General features: G+C 72.0%; 17 protein-coding genes and 1 tRNA gene. 4 read left to right on the top strand and 14 right to left on the bottom strand.

The annotated features are described in order from the left end of the window. Positions 1 to 182 precede the first annotated feature (182 nt). Positions 183 to 497 carry a chaplin gene (locus tag ACZ69I_RS27465; protein WP_467674226.1) on the bottom strand — a complete coding sequence of 105 codons (315 nt, stop codon included), beginning with the start codon at positions 495 to 497 and terminating at the stop codon, positions 183 to 185. Between the two features lie 309 nt (positions 498 to 806). Between ACZ69I_RS27465 and ACZ69I_RS27460 the strand changes: the two genes are divergently transcribed. Continuing rightward, entirely contained in the window at positions 807 to 1,106 is a 300-nt protein-coding gene (locus ACZ69I_RS27460; RefSeq protein ID WP_467674224.1) for a hypothetical protein, read from the top strand. Between the two features lie 26 nt (positions 1,107 to 1,132). Here ACZ69I_RS27460 and ACZ69I_RS27455 read toward each other — a convergent pair whose 3' ends face one another. Beyond that, complete coding sequence (locus ACZ69I_RS27455; RefSeq protein ID WP_470835266.1) at positions 1,133 to 1,780, bottom strand: M23 family metallopeptidase; 648 nt, start codon at positions 1,778 to 1,780, stop codon at positions 1,133 to 1,135. Positions 1,781 to 1,860: 80 nt separating this feature from the next. Continuing rightward, positions 1,861 to 2,292 carry an STAS domain-containing protein gene (locus ACZ69I_RS27450; RefSeq protein ID WP_467674219.1) on the bottom strand — a complete coding sequence of 144 codons (432 nt, stop codon included), beginning with the start codon at positions 2,290 to 2,292 and terminating at the stop codon, positions 1,861 to 1,863. Between the two features lie 335 nt (positions 2,293 to 2,627). Here ACZ69I_RS27450 and ACZ69I_RS27445 point away from each other — a divergent pair, with 335 nt between their 5' ends. Then, the gene (locus ACZ69I_RS27445; protein ID WP_470835265.1) at positions 2,628 to 3,851 is read left to right on the top strand and encodes an FAD-dependent monooxygenase; all 1,224 of its coding nucleotides are present in this window, start codon (positions 2,628 to 2,630) and stop codon (positions 3,849 to 3,851) included. Here the strand turns inward: ACZ69I_RS27445 and ACZ69I_RS27440 are convergent. From ACZ69I_RS27440 to ACZ69I_RS27420, 5 genes are all read right to left on the bottom strand, one after another. Continuing rightward, positions 3,848 to 4,213: a hypothetical protein gene (locus ACZ69I_RS27440; RefSeq protein ID WP_470835263.1), complete on the bottom strand. Its 366-nt coding sequence runs from the start codon at positions 4,211 to 4,213 to the stop codon at positions 3,848 to 3,850. The two genes, ACZ69I_RS27445 and ACZ69I_RS27440, sit on opposite strands and share 4 nt — an antisense overlap. A gap of 58 nt (positions 4,214 to 4,271) precedes the next feature. Further along, positions 4,272 to 4,547 carry a hypothetical protein gene (locus tag ACZ69I_RS27435; protein ID WP_467674213.1) on the bottom strand — a complete coding sequence of 92 codons (276 nt, stop codon included), beginning with the start codon at positions 4,545 to 4,547 and terminating at the stop codon, positions 4,272 to 4,274. A 157-nt stretch (positions 4,548 to 4,704) separates the two neighbouring features. Continuing rightward, entirely contained in the window at positions 4,705 to 5,265 is a 561-nt protein-coding gene (locus tag ACZ69I_RS27430; RefSeq protein ID WP_470835262.1) for a hypothetical protein, read from the bottom strand. Between the two features lie 196 nt (positions 5,266 to 5,461). After that, the gene (locus tag ACZ69I_RS27425; RefSeq protein ID WP_470835261.1) at positions 5,462 to 6,055 is read right to left on the bottom strand and encodes a hypothetical protein; all 594 of its coding nucleotides are present in this window, start codon (positions 6,053 to 6,055) and stop codon (positions 5,462 to 5,464) included. Positions 6,056 to 6,113: 58 nt separating this feature from the next. Further along, the gene (locus tag ACZ69I_RS27420; RefSeq protein ID WP_467674207.1) at positions 6,114 to 6,563 is read right to left on the bottom strand and encodes a DoxX family membrane protein; all 450 of its coding nucleotides are present in this window, start codon (positions 6,561 to 6,563) and stop codon (positions 6,114 to 6,116) included. Between the two features lie 184 nt (positions 6,564 to 6,747). Here ACZ69I_RS27420 and ACZ69I_RS27415 point away from each other — a divergent pair, with 184 nt between their 5' ends. Next, on the top strand, positions 6,748 to 7,971 hold the full coding sequence (locus tag ACZ69I_RS27415) for an amidohydrolase family protein (RefSeq protein ID WP_467674205.1): 1,224 nt from the start codon (positions 6,748 to 6,750) through the stop codon (positions 7,969 to 7,971). A gap of 55 nt (positions 7,972 to 8,026) precedes the next feature. Beyond that, entirely contained in the window at positions 8,027 to 8,947 is a 921-nt protein-coding gene (locus tag ACZ69I_RS27410) for an FkbM family methyltransferase (RefSeq protein WP_470835260.1), read from the top strand. 64 nt (positions 8,948 to 9,011) lie between these two features. On the opposite strand, the gene ACZ69I_RS27405 is transcribed toward ACZ69I_RS27410, so the two are convergent. The 6 genes from ACZ69I_RS27405 to ACZ69I_RS27380 all read right to left on the bottom strand — a co-directional run bounded on the left by ACZ69I_RS27405 (position 9,012) and on the right by ACZ69I_RS27380 (position 18,026). Beyond that, positions 9,012 to 9,773, bottom strand: a complete 762-nt coding sequence (locus tag ACZ69I_RS27405; protein WP_470835258.1) for a glycosyltransferase family 2 protein — start codon at positions 9,771 to 9,773, stop codon at positions 9,012 to 9,014. Between the two features lie 5 nt (positions 9,774 to 9,778). After that, positions 9,779 to 10,567, bottom strand: a complete 789-nt coding sequence (locus ACZ69I_RS27400; protein ID WP_467674199.1) for a GntR family transcriptional regulator — start codon at positions 10,565 to 10,567, stop codon at positions 9,779 to 9,781. 473 nt (positions 10,568 to 11,040) lie between these two features. After that, positions 11,041 to 15,159, bottom strand: coding sequence for an nSTAND1 domain-containing NTPase (locus ACZ69I_RS27395; RefSeq protein ID WP_470835257.1), 4,119 nt, complete (start codon positions 15,157 to 15,159; stop codon positions 11,041 to 11,043). Between the two features lie 904 nt (positions 15,160 to 16,063). Next, positions 16,064 to 16,137 (bottom strand) — tRNA-Pro (locus ACZ69I_RS27390). Between the two features lie 46 nt (positions 16,138 to 16,183). Then, on the bottom strand, positions 16,184 to 16,894 hold the full coding sequence (locus tag ACZ69I_RS27385; protein ID WP_470835255.1) for a Pr6Pr family membrane protein: 711 nt from the start codon (positions 16,892 to 16,894) through the stop codon (positions 16,184 to 16,186). 205 nt (positions 16,895 to 17,099) lie between these two features. Then, positions 17,100 to 18,026 carry a metallophosphoesterase gene (locus tag ACZ69I_RS27380; RefSeq protein ID WP_470835253.1) on the bottom strand — a complete coding sequence of 309 codons (927 nt, stop codon included), beginning with the start codon at positions 18,024 to 18,026 and terminating at the stop codon, positions 17,100 to 17,102. Between the last annotated feature and the right edge of the window lie 65 nt (positions 18,027 to 18,091).

The raw sequence follows: 18,091 nt of genomic DNA, 5'->3' as shown, positions 1-18,091 counted from the left end.
CAACTCACCCCGGAGCCGGTCCACTTCCCCCAACCTCACTCCGGGAAGCTGCCCACGAACAGCCGAGATCACTCAACGTAACGAAGCACTACTAGGGCCTTTCGTTCGGATCAGGCCGGAGCATCGGACATGGCAAGGCCCCCGGTGGAACGCGCACCGGGGGCCGGGCCTGGATTGCTGGGTCAGCCGCCGTAGCCGGGGCCGCCGTGGTTGCCCGGGTGACCGTGGTGGCCCGGGTGGCCGTGGTGGTCGCCGCCGCCGGGGTTGGCGCACTTGTTGCCGAACGTGGGGTTCAGCAGACCGATGACGTCGACGGTGTTGCCGCACACGTTCACCGGGACGTTCAGCGGGACCTGGATCAGGTTGCCCGAGACCACACCGGGGGAGCCAGCGGCGGTACCTTGCGCACCGGCGTCCGCCATGGCCAGACCGGCGCCGCCGAGGACGACGGCTCCGGTGCCGAGGGTGGCGACGGCTGCCTTCGCGATGCGAGACATCACGTTCTCCTTTGACTTGGACAGAGCGGCTGCCTACACGCAGCCGCATATTTTCTAACGGCTGCCGTCAAGGTGAAGTCACGGCACCCGGGGTTCGAATGCAACCGTGGAGTTCGATTTCTGCGGGACGGCGAGATCGCGCTGAATACCCGGGCATTCTGCTGCCCATTGTGCGAGGCGGGGTGCCATTCCGGCCGAGGAGGAGCGGGCGGTGCGGTCATTCAACCCGATCAGCGCAACAGTGCGGCGGCGGGAGTGAGGGCGCCGGAAAACCCGTGTCCTTCATGGCGTTCAGCCGTTTCTGAGGACATGACATCAGCACGACGACTCATCGCCGCCGTCTCGCTGGCCGCAGGGGCAGCGGCCCTCGCCACGCCGGCCGCCCAGGCAGCCGAGCCCGCGCAGGACACGGGCCGGATCTCGCCGCTCAGCGTCCTCGACGAACTCGGCACCATGGGCATGCCCGAGGAGCAGCGCGCCCAGATGCCGACCATGGCGAGCCAGCTGCAGGGCATGAACCAGCTCAAGAAGCTCAACCAGCTCAACGAGCTGCACCAGCTCACGGACCTGGCGGCGCCCGTCACGAACATCCTGCCCTCCATCCAGTGACCCGTGACCTGCCGCACGGCGGCAGGTCACAGGAGTCGCACACCACGGCTGGCCAGATACCTCACCGGGTTGATGTCGCTGCCGTACTCCCTGCGGGCCCGCACCTCCAGATGGAGGTGCGGGCCCGTGGCGCGTCCCGTCGCCCCGCTCCTGCCGAGCAGCGTGCCGGCCCGGACCCGCCCGCCCACCCGGGCCGAGACGCGCGAGAGGTGGGCCACGAGGGCGTAGTGGCCGTCCGGCATCCGCACCGTCACGGCGTTGCCGTACGCGCCCGACCATCCCGCGACGAGTACGGTGCCCGCGCCGACGGCGTAGACGGGCGTCCCCTGCGGCACGGCCAGGTCGATGCCCGTGTGGTGCCCGGCGAGCCAGTCGCCGCGTACTCCGTAGCGGGCGGAGACCCGGAAGTCGCGGCGCAGCGGCAGCGCGTACTTCCGTCGGGGTGCTTCCGGCAGGGCGCGGAGCTCCTCATCGGCGAACCTGTCGTCCGCCTCGGCCAGGGCTTCCTCGAACTCGGCGTCATAACCGCCCGTACAGACGTGGTCCGCATGGGCGACGGCGACGCGCGGGGTGGTCAGCGATACCGCTCCACCGGCCAGCAGCGCCACGGCGGCACCCAGCGCGCGGCGCCGGGTGGGGGCGGCTTCTGTCACGCTCGCTATGTCGTGTTCCATGTCCGACAGCACACTGGTGCGCGGCCCGGATCGCATCTCGGGTGACCCGCCCGGCGTATGCCGACCGTGTCCGTCAGGTCCTACGCGGGAGGCGACACGCCCTCGTCCGTGCTGCGCTCGACGGGCGGCGGCGGCCAGTGCGGGCGGGCGGACTCCGGCAGCGAGCGCAGGGCCTGACCGACCGAGGTGTGCGCCGAGAACAGGGCCGTGCTCCCGCTGTGTTCGAGGAGCGTGGCGAGGCGGCGGCCAACCCCGGCGAGCATCAGGTCGCCGGACCGGCGCCGCAGGAGCCAGTGCAGGGCGAGCAGGCAGTTCAGGCCGCGGGAGTCGCAGAACGTCAGCGCGGTCACGTCGAGGATGATGTGGCGGTGGCTCGCGTCGACCACTTTGGCCACCGTGTCCATGAAGAACTTCTCGGAGGCCTGGTCGAGCTCGCCGGTGAGCCTGAGCACGGCGCAGACGTCGGAGCGCGCGAGGGCCGTGATGGACAGACGGTGGGGCGGCGTACCCATCACACCTCCAGGGGCCTTCATCGGACGCCGTCCGGCAGTGTGTGCGAAGAACCGGCGCGGACGATCTGCTCCCTGCGGGTATACAGGATCTCCCGGGAGACGTCAGCCACTACGGACAAGTCACAGCTGACACCCTCGTCCGTCCGGCCGCCGCGCGCCCCGCCGAGACGCCGGTTCACCCCTTCGTTTCACCCATCCGTCCGGCAGAACCACGACACCGCGCCCGCCTTCGGCCGTGCCGCCCCGCCGACGCATACGTTGGCCTCCTCGTTGGCCCTCCCGGGGCCCGGGGCGCCGGAGCCCCGGCTCCGCGGGGAAGAAGAGCAGGAGCGTGCGTGAAGATCGATTGCGTCGGGGGCGGGCCTGCCTCCCTCTACCTGGCCGTCCTCGCCAAACTCCGGGAGCCGGCCCACGAGGTCACCGTCCACGAACGGCACGCGGCCGGCACCAGCTACGGCTGGGGCGTGACCTACTGGCCCGACCTCCTCGCCGACCTGTACGACCACGACCCCGACTCCGCACGGCTCATCGAGGAGCAGTCCGTGTGCTGGCGGGGCGGATTCGCCTACGTCGGCGACCGGACCACCGCGCACGACGGCGACCCCGGGCACGCGATCGGCCGCCACCGGCTGCGGACCATCCTCGCCGAGCGGGCCCGTGACCTGGGGGTGCGACTGGAGTTCGGCAGGGAGATCGGCAGCGTCGCCGAGCTGCCCGGCGCGGATCTCGTCGTCGCGGGGGACGGCGCCCACAGCGGGCTGCGCACCGCCCACGCCGCGGAGTTCGGGACCCGGGTGACCACGGGCGCCAACCGTTTCATCTGGCTCGGCACGACCCGGGTGTTCACGGCGTTCACCTTCGCCTTCGTCGAGACCGACCACGGCTGGATCTGGTGCTACGCCTACGGCTTCAGCGACGAGCACAGCACCTGTGTGGTGGAGTGCTCCGAGGCGACGTGGACGGCGCTGGGGTTCGACCGGCTCGGCAACGCCGAGACCCTGCGCCTCCTCGAAAAGTACTTCGCGGGCCTGCTCGACGGTCACGCGCTGCTCGGCCGCAAGGACATCGAGAGCCACGCCCAGTGGCAGGCCTTCCCGACGGTCACCAACACGGCCTGGTCGCACGGCAACCTGGCGCTGATCGGCGACGCCGCGCACACCACGCACTACTCGATCGGGGCCGGCACGACCCTCGCGCTCCGCGACGCGATGGGCCTGGCCCGCGCGCTGGGCTCCACCGCCGGGCCGCAGGACGTCCCCGCGGCCCTTGCCTCGTACGAACGGGAGCGCAAGCAGGCGCTGCTCTCGGTGCAGAGCGCCGCCCGGCACAGCGCGCAGTGGTACGAGAACCTGCCGCGCTACCTGGCCCTCGAACCGCACCAGATGTTCGCGCTGCTCGGCCAGCGCCACTCGCCGCTGCTGCCCTACGTGCCGCCGCAGCTCTACTTCCACCTCGATCAGGCCGTCGGCCGCCTGCAGGCCCTGCGCTGGCTGAAGCAGCGCCTGGGGCCGCGCCTCGCCCGCACCCTGCAGGGCCGACGGGCCGCGGAGCGGCCCTAGGAAGCGGGCTGGTTGCGGGCCAGTCGGGTGAGCGTGCGGATCAGGCCGCCCGGTTCGCCCGCCCGCGCCGGGTCCGTGGCGCCGGTGGGGGAGACGGTTCCGACGATCGCGTCGCCCGCGTGCACGACCAGTTCGCTCGGCAGGTCGAGCAGGCGCGCGCGGTGCACGACCGAGGCCGCGTCCCCGGCGAAGCAGGCGCTGAGGTCGAGGACGAGGACGTCCGGCAGCAGCACCCGGGCGCGGGCCAGGGCCAGGCCGCTGTCATGGGTGTGGGACAGGACGCAGACGTCCGGGACGCTCTCGATCCGGGCGATCAGTTCCCTCGCCTGCGGTCGTCCGACCAGCACCAGCACGGTAAGCACGTCCCCATCCTGCCCCCGGCTCCCGGCCCTGTCCTGAGCGAAGGATCGCCGCGGGGGGCTAGCTGGGGCTGAAGCTCTGGGAGCTGGTCTTCACGGACCTCAGCCCGGCGTCGGCCACGGTCAGGGCGGTCTTGCCTCCCTCGAGGGCCAGATGGCCCCCGTCGAGGACCTGCTTGCCCGTCGTGGCCGGGTCGGCCAGGGACTCGCCGACGGTGCGGCCCACGCTGCGGTGGCCCTCGTCGGAGGGGGCGGCGTGGGCGGGGGCGGCCGCGGCGACGGAGGCGGCAGCGGCGGCGAGGGTGAGGGTGGCGAACATGCGCTTGGAGGTGTTCATGATCTCTCAAACGGCACAACGGGCCCGGAGGGTGCGCCGCCGTCGCCAGGAACCCGGGCAATTCCACCGTCCGAGCGACCGGGGCGACGCGCCGGGTGGTGCGGTGCCGGGCGCTCGCAAGCGCGTCGCCGCCTTCGGCCGGAGTCGCCGCCTTCGGTCAGAAGTGCATCATCGCCATCAGTTCCGTACTGCGCAGCCCGGCCGGCACCTCCGGGAGGCGCTGGCCCGGCCGCATCCAGCCCGCGTGTTCGGCGGCGGCGACGGCGTCCGCCTCGGCCTCGTCCGCGGCGGCGTTCAGCGCCTCGTCCGTGCCGCGGGCGGCCCGGCCCGAGGCGGCCGACGCCGCCTGCGAGGCCTTGAGGGCGGACCGGCAGGCGGCCTCGGCGGACTCGCTGTCGCCGTCGTGCAGTTGGCCCATCTGGGCGGCCTGAGCGGCGGCGGCTGCCGCGTTGCGGGCGCAGCGGGAGTCCGCCGCCGGGTCGGGGGCGCTCTCGGCGAGCACGGCGAGGGCCTGTACGGAGACGCGGGCCGCGTGGGCGGCTTTCCAGGCGAGGTCCTCCCGCGCCGTTTCCTGTGCCCCGCGCTGCTCGATGTAGTGGGAGACCGCGGCGGCACGGGAGGCGGCGCTCGCGGCGCGTGCGGCGTGCCGGGTGCGCAGTCGCGCCGCGGGGGAGACTCCGGGCGTTGCTGGACCCTCGGCGGGCGTGCGGTCGCTCATGGCCGTCTCCTCGTCTGCGGGATGCGGGATGCGGGATGCGGGGTGCGGGGTGCGGGATCCGGGGCGCGGGGTGCTGGGTGCTGGGTGCCGGATGTCGGGTTCGGTTCGTGGAGGCCTTGCCCTGGCTGCCGGGCAGGGTGGCACGTCCGGGCTCAACAGGCCATACACGCGCGGGACGTCGACGCCCGTGTGGCTGCTACGAGCCCGACCGGCCCCCGGCGGCGGGGTTCCGCTCCTGGGGAGGGAGCAGGAGGTCCCGCTCCGGGTGCTTCTCGCCCGTGACGCTGCCCTGGATGCCGAGGTCCCGCCGCGCCGCCTCGTGGAAGTCGTTGATCGCCCGGAAGGCGGCGCGGTTGCGCTCACGCCACTCGGCGAGGCTCCCGCCGATCCTGCCGGTGGCCTGCCAGTCGATCTCGGAGATCCGGGCGTTGAGGTCGTGCCCCGCCTCGATGGCCTCGTCGCCCCCGAGCAGCATCACCCGCTCGAAGGCGCTGCCCCAGGTGCGGGCGGCGGCCGCGAGCTCCTCACGGAGTTCCTGCTCCGTCCGTTCGCTCGCCGCCCGTACGCCGCCGTCCGGAGCCTCCCGGAACCCGTAGAGCCGTACGGCGTGGGCGATCCGCGCCTTCGCCGCCTCGACGTAGTCGCCGTAGGCGTCGACCTTCTTGTCGTCCCACCGGGTCAGCAGCTGGTGCCGGTTCCTGCTGCGCTCCATCAGGTAGTTGGTGGCGTGGGTGGTCAGGGCGCCGAGCAACACGGCGCCCACGGTGACGAGTTGTTCCCCGGTGCCCACTCGAACCGCCCCCCAGCCAGCGCTCTCCGACCTGACCGGACGATCTTACTGACGCGGTCTAGACGAAAAGCCCCAACGCGTCGTCCAGCGACCACGTCTGCCAGCTCATGGCGAAGAGGCCGACGAGCGAGACCAGGGCCATCGTGAAGTTCTGTCCCTGCTCGGCCCAGTCGTGGATCATCAGGACGAGGTAGATCAGGTTGAGGACGAGCCCGCCGACCAGGGCGACCGGCGTGAGGAAGCCGACGATCAGGCCGAGGCCCAGGGCGAGTTCGGCGTAGGCGACGACGTACGCCATCAGGCGCGGCCGGGGCTTCACGACGGTGTTGAACCCCTCGCGCACGACGGGCCACCGGTGTTTCTCCGCGATGCCCGCCGCCCAGCCGATCCCGCCGCCGCCGAACCACTCCTTCTTGTCCTTGTGGCGCCAGCTCTCCAGCCACCACAGGCCGAGCCCGATCCGGAGCACGGCCAGCCACTCGGCTCCGCTGAGCCAGATCGTCTGCATCGAGCGCCCTCCCAAGCAAACTGACGGAGCGTCAGTTGAGCGGATCGGGGCGTAACGCGCAAGGGGTCGAGTTGCGGGCCCGTGCTTGCCGTCACCCCGGTGAGGCCATAACCTCGATCCGATGGAATCTGATGGATCGTCAGATTCGGGTCGAGGAAACCGGCAGGCAGTAGGGGGCACATCAGTGGTCAGCAGCGAGGTCGGCAGCAAGGAACTCCCCCGGGTCATCAGCGTGGACGACCACGTGATCGAGCCCGCGCACCTCTTCGAGACGTGGCTCCCGGCCAAGTACCGCGACCGGGGTCCGAAGCCCTTCACCGCGGGCATCGGCGAGCTGGAGTACGTAGGCGGCAAGTACAGGTTCACGACGGACCCGGCCGGGCAGATCACCGACTGGTGGGAGTACGAGGGCAGCATCTTCCCGTACAAGCGCATCATCGCCGCCGTCGGCTTCTCGCGGGACGAGATGACGCTGGACGGCATCACCCGCGAGCAGATGCGCCGCGGCTGCTGGGACCCGAAGGCCCGCCTCGCGGACATGGACATCAACCACGTCGAGGCGTCCCTCTGCTTCCCGACCTTCCCGCGCTTCTGCGGGCAGACCTTCTCCGAGGCCAAGGACAAGGAGGTCGGACTCGCCTGCGTCCGCGCCTACAACGACTGGATGGTCGAGGAGTGGTGCGGCGACAGCGGCGGGCGCCTCATCCCGCTCTGCCTGATCCCGCTCTGGGACGTGGACCTCGCCGTCGCCGAGATCGAGCGGAACGCCGCCCGCGGGGTCCGGGCCGTCACCTTCAGCGAGATCCCCACCCACCTGGGCCTGCCGTCGATCCACTCCGGCTACTGGGACCCGTTCTTCGCGGCGTGCGAGGCGACCGGGACGGTCGTGAACATGCACATCGGCTCGTCGTCCCAGATGCCCGCCGCGTCCCCGGACGCGCCGCCCGCGGTGCAGGCCTCGCTCTCCTTCAACAATGCGATGGCCTCGATGATGGACTTCCTCTTCAGCGGGGTCCTGGTCAAGTTCCCGCGGCTCAAGCTCGCCTACAGCGAGGGCCAGATGGGCTGGATCCCGTACGCCCTGGAGCGCGCCGACGACGTGTGGGAGGAGCACCGGGCCTGGGGCGGCGTGAAGGACCTGATCCCGGAGCCCCCGTCGACGTACTACTACCGGCAGATCTTCTGCTGCTTCTTCCGCGACAAGCACGGCATCGAGGCGATCGAGACCGTGGGCGTCGACAACGCCACGTTCGAGACCGACTACCCGCACGTCGACTCGACCTGGCCGCACACCAAGGAGGTCGCGGCCGAGCACGTCGGCCACCTGCCGGCGGAGATCGCGTACAAGCTGCTGCGCGGGAACGCCATCCGCATGCTGGACCTGCCCTTCGACCGGACCGGCGGGTAAGCGGCCCACGCCGGGCGGATACGGTTCATCCGACCCCGACGAAAGAGGCGACCGGATGAGCACCCCCCTCTCGGAGACGCTGGTCACGCTCGGCCGCCGGTACGTGCGTGACGCGCCAGGCACCCTCGGCAAGGCGGCGCTGGCCGCCCGCTTCCTGAACCCGCGGCTCCGGGAGAACCCCCGCCGCCGCGTCGTCGCCGACCGGCACGGCCTCCGGTTCGCCGTCGACACCCAGGACCTCATCCAGCGCTACGTGTACCTGTTCGGCGCCTGGGAGCCCCATATGACGCGGTGGCTGCGGGGGCGGCTCGGGGCCGGGGACGTGTTCGTCGACGTCGGCTCGAACGTCGGGTACTTCGCGGTGCTCGGGTCGCGGCTCGTCGGTGCCGGGGGCCGCGTCGTGGCGATCGAGGCCGCGCCCGCGTTCCACCGCAGGGTGCTCCAGCACGCGGAACTGAACGGCTGCGCCAACATCCGCGCGGTCAACGCCGCCGTGTCGGACGCGCGCAAGCCGCTCACGTTCGTCCTCGCCAGCTCGCACAACATGGGCGCGAACAGCATCGTTCCGTACGACGGGCCCGCGGAGTCGACCTTCGAGACGGAGGCGACCGTGCTCCCCGAGCTCCTTGAGCCCGATGAGATCGCCCGCGCCCGGGTCATCAAGATCGACGTGGAGGGGGCGGAGGGCGGCGTGATCAGAGGCCTCGCCCCCGCCCTCGGCCGCCTCCGGCCCGACGTGGAGATCGCCGTGGAGGTGACCCCCGACCGCATGGAGCAACTCGGCGACTGCGTGGACGAGTTGATGACGACCATGCGGGAGGCGGGTTTCCATCCGTACCGGCTGGTCAATGAATACGCCGCCGACAGTTACCCGGGAGCGCTGCGGCGGCCGCTGCCTCCGGTGCGGTGGCGTGAACCGGTCGTCGGGGAGACCGAGTTGGTCTTCTCGCGGATCGACGCGGAGAGGCTGGACTGACGCGGGCCGCCTTAGGGGCACGCCCGCCCCGGTGCCAGGCGCCCCGGTGCCGGGCGCCCCGGCGTCAGGCCCGGTCGGCCGGGAAGCGCCAGCCGGTCGCGGCGAGCGCCCTGGCCCGCGCCTCCACCACCGCCATGCGCACCCCGCGCTCCCCCGTGTCGACGTGCGCGCTCTGGCCGGTGGCCTGGCCCTCCCACTTGCGGTAGAGCAGCCCCACCTCGGACGAGAACCAGCCGCGCGCGACGGCGTCGAGCGCCAGCAGCAGACCGGTGTCCTCGGAGGCCGGCAGCGCCATCCAGCCGCCCAGGGCGACGAGCAGATCGCGGCGTACGAAGAGGGTCGCCGGGTGCACCGGCGCCCGGTAGTCGTGGGCCGCCCAGTAGTCGATCACCGTGCGGCGCTCGACGGGGCCGTGCTCCGGGTCGCCGGGGAAGCCCGCCGTGGAGCCGTCGGGCAGCAGGTCGAGCACCCGGGAGGTGGCCCAGCCGATGTCCGGGTTGCCTTCGAGGGCGGCGAGGTCGCGGGCGAGCGCGCCGGGGGCGAGCTGGTCGTCGGCGTCCAGGACCTTCACGTACGCGCCGTCGGCGTGCGCGAGGGCCAGAGTGCGGGCGACGCCGGGCCCGCCCGGCCGCCCCTGACGGAACGTCACCCGGGAGTCGGCCGGGACGTACGGCGCGACCCGGTCGGTCGTGCCGTCCTCCTGGATGATCCAGTGCCACTCCCAGCCCGCGGGGAGCTCCTGCTCGCGGAGCGATGCGTACGCGTCCGGCAGGAAGGGGGCCGAGGGCGCGTGGACGGCAGTGACGATGATGATGCGCCGGCGCACGGCACTCACCACCTTTCCAGGGGAGTGGTGAAGACCGCTTCGGTGCGGTCGCCGGGCAGGGTGACGTCGGAGATCTCGACGACGCGGCCGTCCGTGTCGTACGACGTCTTGCGGAGCCGCAGCACCGACGTCCCCGGCGGAAGCTCCAGTTCCGCGGCTTCCTCCGGGGTCGGCGGGCGGGCGGTGAGGCGGTCCTCGATGCGGTCGAGCTCGATGCCCACGGTGTTGAGCTGGCTCTGCGTGCCGCCGGGCCACGGCTCCTGGTCCGCGTCGAGGAGCGCGGGGTTGCCCGCCACCATGTCGCGGACCAGGTAGGACGTGGACAGGTTGAACGGGGCGCTCTCCGCCGCGTTGCGCGTCCGGTAGGTGCGCTCGATCAGGGGTGTCCCCTCCGGGACGCCGAAGGCGGAGGCGAGTCGCCCGTCCGCCTCGACCTCGCGGTACGCGGCGTGGAAGACGAGGTCGCGGAGTTCGAGCCCGGTGTCGCGCTCCGTGGCGCCGGTGCGCGCCCTGCGCCGTTCCGGCTGGTGCACGCGGTCCTTCTCCCACTGGTGGCGGGAGTTGTCCCGGATCACCCGGGTCCGGGTCCGGCGCACGAAGTTGCCGCGGCCGTGCTCCTTCTCGATCAGCCCCTCCTCGCGCAGGAGGCGGAGCGCGTCGCGGAGCGTCGGCACGCTGCGCCGGTAGTGCTCGGCGAGCTTCGTCTCGGCGGGCAGCCGTTCGCCGGGCTGCAGCCGCCCGGTGCGGATGGCCCGGCGGAGGTCGTCCGCGATCTGCTCGTAGGCCTTCGGCATCGCGCTCACCATCCGTCGTCGGCGCCTGGCCGGGATCGGTCGGCCGGTCTGGGCGCCACCCTACGACTCCTCAAGAGGAGTTGACGAGTGGCTCGGAGAATGTGCAGGGAAACGGGCCGCGCGACCGGGTCGACAACGTTCATGGCGCGGATGCAATGGCCGAAAGTTTCCCTACGCATCGATCTCGCGTCCTAAACCCGACCCGGGGCCACGCGCCGAAAAAGGCCCGGCAATTGGGCCCGGACATGGAAAGGGCCCGATCGCTGGCGACGGGGGATGCACCAGCGATCGGGCTCTGCGTCCAACAGTAACAAGTGTGGCGGAACTGTGGGAGTCAACTCCGCGATCGAACTATGTCATTGTGATCGGGATCACGTCGGGAGATCCGTACCGGGAGAACGTTGAACCCGTGCCGGTAGAACGTTGAACCCGCACCGGGAGAACGTTGAACGAGGGGAAACAGCACCCCTTAGTCAGTCGTCGCACGGCGGCTCGTACGAGAGCCGCGGCAGATACTCATCCCATTTCCCCCGCGTCAGAACGCCCCGCGTGGTCGAGCAAATGCGCTTAACGGCTTCGTCGGTGTCCAAGTCCCACAGCCGGACCGTATCGGTGCCGCTGGACACCCCGAGCATGTGGCTCTGCGGGCTGAACACCAGGAAACTGCCCGTCTTGGCGTTCGGGCTCATCGACTGGCCGATGGCCGAGGCGTCGAAGGGGTCGGCCACGTCCCAGAGCCGGACCGTGTTGTCGTTGCCGCCGGTCGCCAGGGTGCCGTCCTCGCCGAACGTCAGCGACACGACCGCGTCGGTGTGCCCCGTCAGGGTGGCGGCCCGCCGCGGCGCCCGGTTCGGGTCGGAGATGTCCCAGAGCCGGACCGTGCCGTCGTCGCTGCCGCTGGCCAGGGCGCGGCCGTCCGGGCTGTAGGCGACCCGGTTGACCGGGCCCAGGTGCCCGGTGAGGGGCGCACCGCGAGGGGTGGCGCCGCGCGGATCGGTCACGTTCCACAGCCGTACGGTGCCGTCCGCGCTGCCGCTCGCGAGCGTCCGCCCATCGTTGCTGAACGCGAGGGAGTTGACGTACCCCTGATGGCCGGTGAGCGGCCGGCCGAGCCTGCGCGGGTGCGACGGTGAGCTGACGTTCCACAGCTGGATGGTGCGGTCGGTGTCGGCGGACGCGAGCGTGCGCCCGTCCGGACTGAAGGCCAGCGCGGCCGCGAACCGCGTCCGCAGCGCTACGGGCGGCCCGTGGGGGACGGGGTGCTTCGGGTCGGCGACGTTCCACAGCTGCACCGCGCGGTTGCCCGTGAGCACCGCGAGCGTACGGCCGTCGGGGGAGAAGACCGGCGAACGCAGGTTCCCCTTCCCGGGCTTGAACGGCCGTCCGAGGGCCACGGGCCGGTCGGGCTTCGCCACGTCCCATAGGCGGACCTTCTCGTCGCCCGCAGCCGTCGCGAGCACCTTCCCGTCGGGACGGAACGCACCGTCGCGGCCCAGCATGTCCGAGGGCGGGATGGACCACAGACGGACCTTGTTGTCGCCGGTCCCGGTGGCGAGCGTCCGTCCGTCGGGGCTGAAGCCGAGGGCGTACATCTCCCCGCTGCTGCCCGCGAGCGGCTCGCCGACCTGCGACGGATGCGACGGGTCGCGGACGTTCCACAGACTGGCCGTGCTGTCCGCGCTGGCCGCCGCGAGCATGCTTCCCGAGGGGTTGAAGGCCACGGACCACAGGGGGCCCGTGTGGCCGGTGAGCGGGGTGCCGAGCGACTTCGCCCTGCGGGGGTCGGCGACGCCCCAGAGCCGGATCGTGCTGTCCGCGCCGCCGCTGGCCAGCGTGGTGCCGTCGGGGCTGAAGGCCACCGAGTGCACCGTGCTCGTATGGCCCCGCAGCACCCTGTCGACCGGCTCGGGGCGCCGGCGGTCGGCCGTGTTCCACAGCCTGATCGTGCCGTCGTCTCCGCCGGCCGCGAGGGTGCGCCCGTCAGGGGCGAACGCCACGGAGCGCACGGCGGCCGTGTGCCCGGTCAGCGTGTCGATCGCCTTCGGCCGCGCCAGGTCGTCGATGTCCCAGAGGCGTACGGCGTGATCCTCGTTGGCGGAGGCCAGGGTCCGGCCGTCCGGGCTGAACGCGAGCAGATAGATCGTGCCCCCGTGTCCCGGCACGGGAGCGCCGATCAGCCGCGGGTGACGCGGGTCCCGCACGTCCCACAGCCGCAGCGTCCCGTCGTCCGACGCGCTGGCGAGCGTCTTGCCGTCCGGGCTGAACACCGCGGTGCTCACCCAGCTCTTGTGGCCGGTCAGCGGCTTGCCCAGCGGCTTGGGGTGCGCCAGGTCGGACACGTCCCACAGCCGTACGGTCCGGTCGTAGCTGGCGGTGGCGAGCACGCGTCCGTTCTTGCTGAAGGACGTGAGGTAGACGGCGCCCTTGTGGCCGAGGAGCGGTGTGGCGAGCGGCGCGTTCACGATCGAGATCAGCCGGTTGCGGGTCGCCGCGTCGCCCGGCCGCAGCCGGTGCGCCACCAGGTCGAGCTGGGCGGAGAGCGACGGGTCCGTGTGCTGGGCGCGGTCGGCCTCCGCGACCACCTGCTCGAACACGGCGTCGTCCCGCTGCTGCCGGGCGACCACCGCCGAGACGACGGCGACCACCGCGAGCACGACCAGGGCCGCCACCGCGCCCCGGGCGATCCAGACGGTGCGCTTGCGCAGCCTGGCCGAAGCGGCGAGGAACTCCATCGCACCCCGCGTCAGGAACGTGTCCCCGGCGCTCTTCGCCCAGGCGCGCGCCTGCTCGAGGCGGGAACCCCGGTAGAGCAGCGAGGAGTCGCGCTCGGAGTCCTCCCAGGCCTTGCCGTCCTCTTCAAGGCGCTGGCGCAGCAGGTGGTCGTTCCTGTCCTCGTCGATCCAGTCGCGCAGCCGGGGCCAGGCGTGCAGCAGCGCTTCGTGCGTGATCTCCACGGTCTCCGCGTCGAGCGTCACCAACCGGGCGCGGACCAGCGCTTCGAGGGACTCCTCCGTCTTGTGGGGGTCCGTCGACTCCTCCGCCAGCTGTCGGCGCGTACCCCGGCGCCGGGTGGCCTGGGTGTCCTCGCCGAGCCGCACGAGGCGGAGCAGGAGCAGCCGCGCGGCCGTCCGGGCCGCCGGATCGAGCCCGGACCAGGCACGCTCGGCGGTCGCCGCCACGGCCCCCTGGATGCCGCCCGCCGCGCGGTAACCGGCCAGCGTGAGCCGCCCCGTCTTGCGCCGCTGCCAGGTCGCGAGCAGGGCGTGCGAGAGGAGCGGCAGCACGCCCGCGTCGTGCGCCCCGCGGGGCCCGTCCGTGCTCACCTCCCGCACGATCAGCTCGGCGAGGCCCGGTTCGAGTTCGAGGCCGACGGCCTTGGCCGGCCCGGTCACGGCCTTGCGCAGTTCCGCGGAGGTCAGCGGGCCGAGCACCATGTGCCGGTGCTGGAGGGCGTCGGCCAGCTCGGGATGGCCGAGGCACTCCTCGTAGAAGTCGGCGCGGATGCCGAGGACGACGAGCGCGGCCGCGTCCCGGTCCGGCTCGCCCTCGGCCGGGGCGGGCGGAACACAGGCGGCGTGCAGCAGGCGGACGAAGGCGCGCCTGGTCGACTCATCGGGACAAAGGGTGAAAATCTCCTCGAACTGGTCGACGATGACGACGGGTCGGCCCCGCGCGGCGCCCGAGGGCGCCCCTGCCGCCGAGGACGTCCCTGCCGCCGAAGGTGCCGCCGACTCCGAACGTGCCCCCGAGCGGGCGGCCCAGGCGGCGATGCCGTCCCGCACGGCCCGGACGAACCACACCGAAGACCCGGACCCGGACCCCGGCCCAGCCCCGGCCTCGTCCTCCACCGGTTCGTCCGCGGCCGCCGCGACGGCGGGCGCGAGTTCGGGTATCTGCCGGGTCAGCTCCCCGAGCGGGTCGTTCCCCGGCACGAGCTGCAGCACCGGACCGGCCTGGAGACCGTCCTCGCCGCCGAGCGCGCCGCTCTGCAAGGTGGGTACGAGACCGGCGTTGAGCAGCGAGGACTTCCCCGCCCCCGAGGCGCCCACCAGCATGACCAGGCCACCGGTCTCCTCCGCCGCGCGGAGCTGCTTCAGCAGCGCCCCGGTGCTCCGGTCCCGGCCGAAGAACCACTGGGCGTCCTCCTGCCGGTACGAGGCGAGCCCCCGGTACGGGCACACGCTCGGGACGGCCACCGCCTCGGCCGCCGCCGCGCTCTCGTCCTCGTCGCCCCCCGCGGCGCGTTCGCCGACCGGGTCGGCCACCGCGCGCTCCCAGAGGCGGTGCCACTGGGTCATGTCGTACAGCCCCGTGGAGACCGGCGTGGGCCGCTCGCGCCGCGCTTCGGGGATCAGGACGTGCAGCACCGCGGCGAGGGCGGCGAACTGGGCCGGCACGTTCTTGGCCCGCCGCCAGTCGCTGATCCGCTGCGCGGACACGCGTACGGCACGCCCCCGCTCGTCGACGCGCTGGAGCCGGACGACCGCTTCGGCCACACGTTTGAGGGGCGGATTACCGGCCTCCTTGTACAGCAGCGCGAGACGTTCCGCGAAGCTCGTGCGTGCCCCTGAGTCGGAACTCAAGGCCTCCACCCCTTACTTCCGCCGCACCTGGACATCCGGACCGGAAAACTCACTTTATACGGCTGACCTGCGCAGAAGTCGTCCGGACAGGACCGGAGCCTCCTCCCGGGGAGCCGCAACTGGCAGGATCTCGTCGCAGTAGCGAACCAACCACGCAGCGTCCGGGCAGGTCACCGGCTCAGGGCTCGCAGAGGTGGCCCACACCACCGATCGTTCTGAGCCCGCCTTGCGCCGGAGTCACACCGGGTTCGTCGCGTGGGCTCGACAGATGCGTGCAGTCGGCCATACCGGGACCGCTTTCCCATCGAACGCGGATCCCGATTTCCCCCGATCCGCGTCGATACGCAGTTACACGGCGGTCGGCGCTGTCCGCGTCGATCGGTGCCGGTCCCCACGAGGGGAGGGACCGGCACCGATACGACGCGGTCTGTCGTCTCGTGCGCCCGACTTCCCTGTGGCGACAGTATTTCGGTCCCCCGGGGACCTTTATGCGTTCAACAAGGACCCTGCGGCCGAGAACGCGAAGCCCGATCAAGGTTTCCGGGGCATCGGACGCGCCGACGGAAAGGCGGGAGCGACGGGAGGAATTAGTGCCCCGGTAGAGGAAGACTCAAGACTCAGTCGCAGCCTCAGTCTCGAACGCGGGACTCAAGGGGGAGCGGCCCGGCCATACCGGAGCGGCCCGGCCATACCGGCGGAATCGCGAGCAGAGGAATCAGGCCGCTACGGCGCGACTCCCCACTCCCCGTATTCGGGCACGGCATTGGTTCACCTATCGCGGCACCGACGACGGAGCCCCGCTGGAGGAGATCTCCCGCCCGTCGCGCGCCCACGCGGAAACGTCGCACGCCCACGCAGAAACAGGTGAGGCGCCTACTCTTGAGAGTAGGCGCCTCACCTGGTGTTTCAGCTGTCGGGGTGGCGGGATTTGAACCCACGACCTCTTCGTCCCGAACGAAGCGCGCTGCCAAGCTGCGCTACACCCCGATGTCGTTGCTCCAGCGGTCTGCGGTGCAGGCCGTGGCGACACGGATTACTTTAGCGGACCGGCGCCCTGAGACGAAATCCGGTTTTCGGAGGGCCGGGGTCGGGGGCGGAGGCGGTCCAGGAGGAGGACGAGCAGGGCGAGGGCGGCGAAGGCCAGGCCGAAGAGGGCGGCGTTGCCCAGGACGCCCGGGTAGCCGTGGATGTCGACGTCCAGGAACGGGTACGGGTAGCGGGCCGGCGGGCCCGGGGGCAGCAGGGGGCCGCGGGCCAGGGCGAAGGCCAGGTAGGCGAGGGGATAGAGCAGCCACAGGCCCGCGTGGCGCAGGCGCAGGCCGCCCGGCCCGGTGAGCAGCAGCCAGTCGAGGGCCACGCCGATCGGCGTCACCGTGTGCAGGAGCTGGTTGGAGAGGGAGTGCCAGCCGGACGTGGCCGGCATCGCGGAGAGGGCCTCGGCGTCGTCGGTCATCGAGAAGCCGCTCGCGTCGTTGGCAAGGATCAGGTGGTAGACGAGGCCCGTGATCGCGATGAAGAGGACCGTGCCGCCGCAGAGCCAGGGCGGCAGCGGAGGGCGGCCCCGCCAGGCGCGCCGGGCGGCGAGGCCGAGGACCACGGCCACCAGCACGTTGCTCTGGATCGTGAAGTAGCTGAGGACGCGCGGCGGGCTGCCGAGGACCAGGTCGATCACGATGCCGGTCACCGCGGCCAGCGCGATCAGGGCGCGGAAGACGGCCACGAGGGGGCGGCGTACGGGCGGCACGACCGCCTCCGCGGGGACACCCGGACCCGGACGTACCTTACGAAGGGGATGTATGGGACGTATCGGAGCGATCATGTCCCCACGGTAAGCATCGGCACGAGGCGATGCGAGACCGCGCCGACGCCCGCCGCCACTCGTGCCGTCAAGCCCGCGCGACGTCCACCGTCACCCGCGCCTTCAGGCCCGCGCCCTCAGACCCGCACCCTCAGCCCCGCGCCGTCAGCGTGAGCAGCGTCGCCTCCGGAGGGCACGCGAACCGCATCGGCGTGTAGCGGTTCGCCCCGCACCCGGCCGATACGTGGAGGAACGACGTCCGCCCCTCCGCCTCGTGCGTGGAGAGGCCCTTCACGCGGTCGGTGTCCAGGTCGCAGTTGGTGACCAGTGCCCCGTAGAAGGGGATGCACACCTGACCGCCGTGGGTGTGGCCGGCGAGGACCAGCGGGTAGCCGTCCGCGGTGAAGGCGTCGAGGGCACGCAGGTACGGGGCGTGCACGATGCCCATCGAGAAGTCGGCCCCGGCGTCCGGACCGCCCGCCACGCGCGCGTACCGGTCGCGTTTGATGTGCGGGTCGTCCACCCCCGTGAGCCCGATCTCGTACCCGTCGATCTTCAGCGAGCCCCGCGTGTTCGTGAGGTTCACCCAGCCCGCCGCGTCGAACCCGTCGCGCAGGCCCTCCCACGGGTTGTGGATGACGCCGACCGCGGGCGCGTTGCCGTTCAGGCCGTGCTTGCCCTGCACCTTCTCGACGAGGTAGCGGGCGGGGTTGCGCGGCTTCGGGCCGTAGTAGTCGTTCGAGCCGAAGACGTACGCCCCGGGGAACTCCATCAGCGGGCCGAGCGCGTCCAGCGTCTCCGGGACGCCCTCGGGGTCGGAGAGGTTGTCGCCCGTGTTGACGACGAAGTCGGGGCGCAGCCCCGCCAGCGAGCGCAGCCACCGCTGCTTCTTGCGCTGTCCGGACACCATGTGGATGTCGGAGACCTGGAGGACCCGCAAGGGACGCATCCCCGACGGCAGTACGGGCACCGTGACCCGCCTCAGCCGGAAGGAACGGGCCTCGAAGCCCACCGAGTAGGCGAGACCGGCCGCGGCCGTCGCCGTGATGCCCAGGGGTACTGCGTATCGCGCGCGCATTCCCCCATCGTGTCAGACAGCGTGTCAAACCCCGGGCGGGGCTCCGGGCGGCCTCCGGGCAGGCC

This window comes from Streptomyces sp. NPDC036815 (assembly GCF_055609205.1).
Note: the sequence above shows the minus strand (reverse complement) of the source record. Positions and strands in the feature narration are given on the sequence as shown.

Coding starts and splice junctions, on each gene's coding strand:
- ACZ69I_RS27435 (WP_467674213.1), bottom strand. CDS start 4,547: ATGAACACCTCCAAGCGCATGTTCGCCACCCTCACCCTCGCCGCCGCT.
- ACZ69I_RS27420 (WP_467674207.1), bottom strand. CDS start 6,563: ATGCAGACGATCTGGCTCAGCGGAGCCGAGTGGCTGGCCGTGCTCCGG.
- ACZ69I_RS27380 (WP_470835253.1), bottom strand. CDS start 18,026: ATGCGCGCGCGATACGCAGTACCCCTGGGCATCACGGCGACGGCCGCG.
- ACZ69I_RS27460 (WP_467674224.1), top strand. CDS start 807: ATGACATCAGCACGACGACTCATCGCCGCCGTCTCGCTGGCCGCAGGG.
- ACZ69I_RS27400 (WP_467674199.1), bottom strand. CDS start 10,567: ATGCCGAAGGCCTACGAGCAGATCGCGGACGACCTCCGCCGGGCCATC.
- ACZ69I_RS27410 (WP_470835260.1), top strand. CDS start 8,027: ATGAGCACCCCCCTCTCGGAGACGCTGGTCACGCTCGGCCGCCGGTAC.
- ACZ69I_RS27455 (WP_470835266.1), bottom strand. CDS start 1,780: ATGGAACACGACATAGCGAGCGTGACAGAAGCCGCCCCCACCCGGCGC.
- ACZ69I_RS27465 (WP_467674226.1), bottom strand. CDS start 497: ATGTCTCGCATCGCGAAGGCAGCCGTCGCCACCCTCGGCACCGGAGCC.
- ACZ69I_RS27430 (WP_470835262.1), bottom strand. CDS start 5,265: ATGAGCGACCGCACGCCCGCCGAGGGTCCAGCAACGCCCGGAGTCTCC.
- ACZ69I_RS27450 (WP_467674219.1), bottom strand. CDS start 2,292: ATGGGTACGCCGCCCCACCGTCTGTCCATCACGGCCCTCGCGCGCTCC.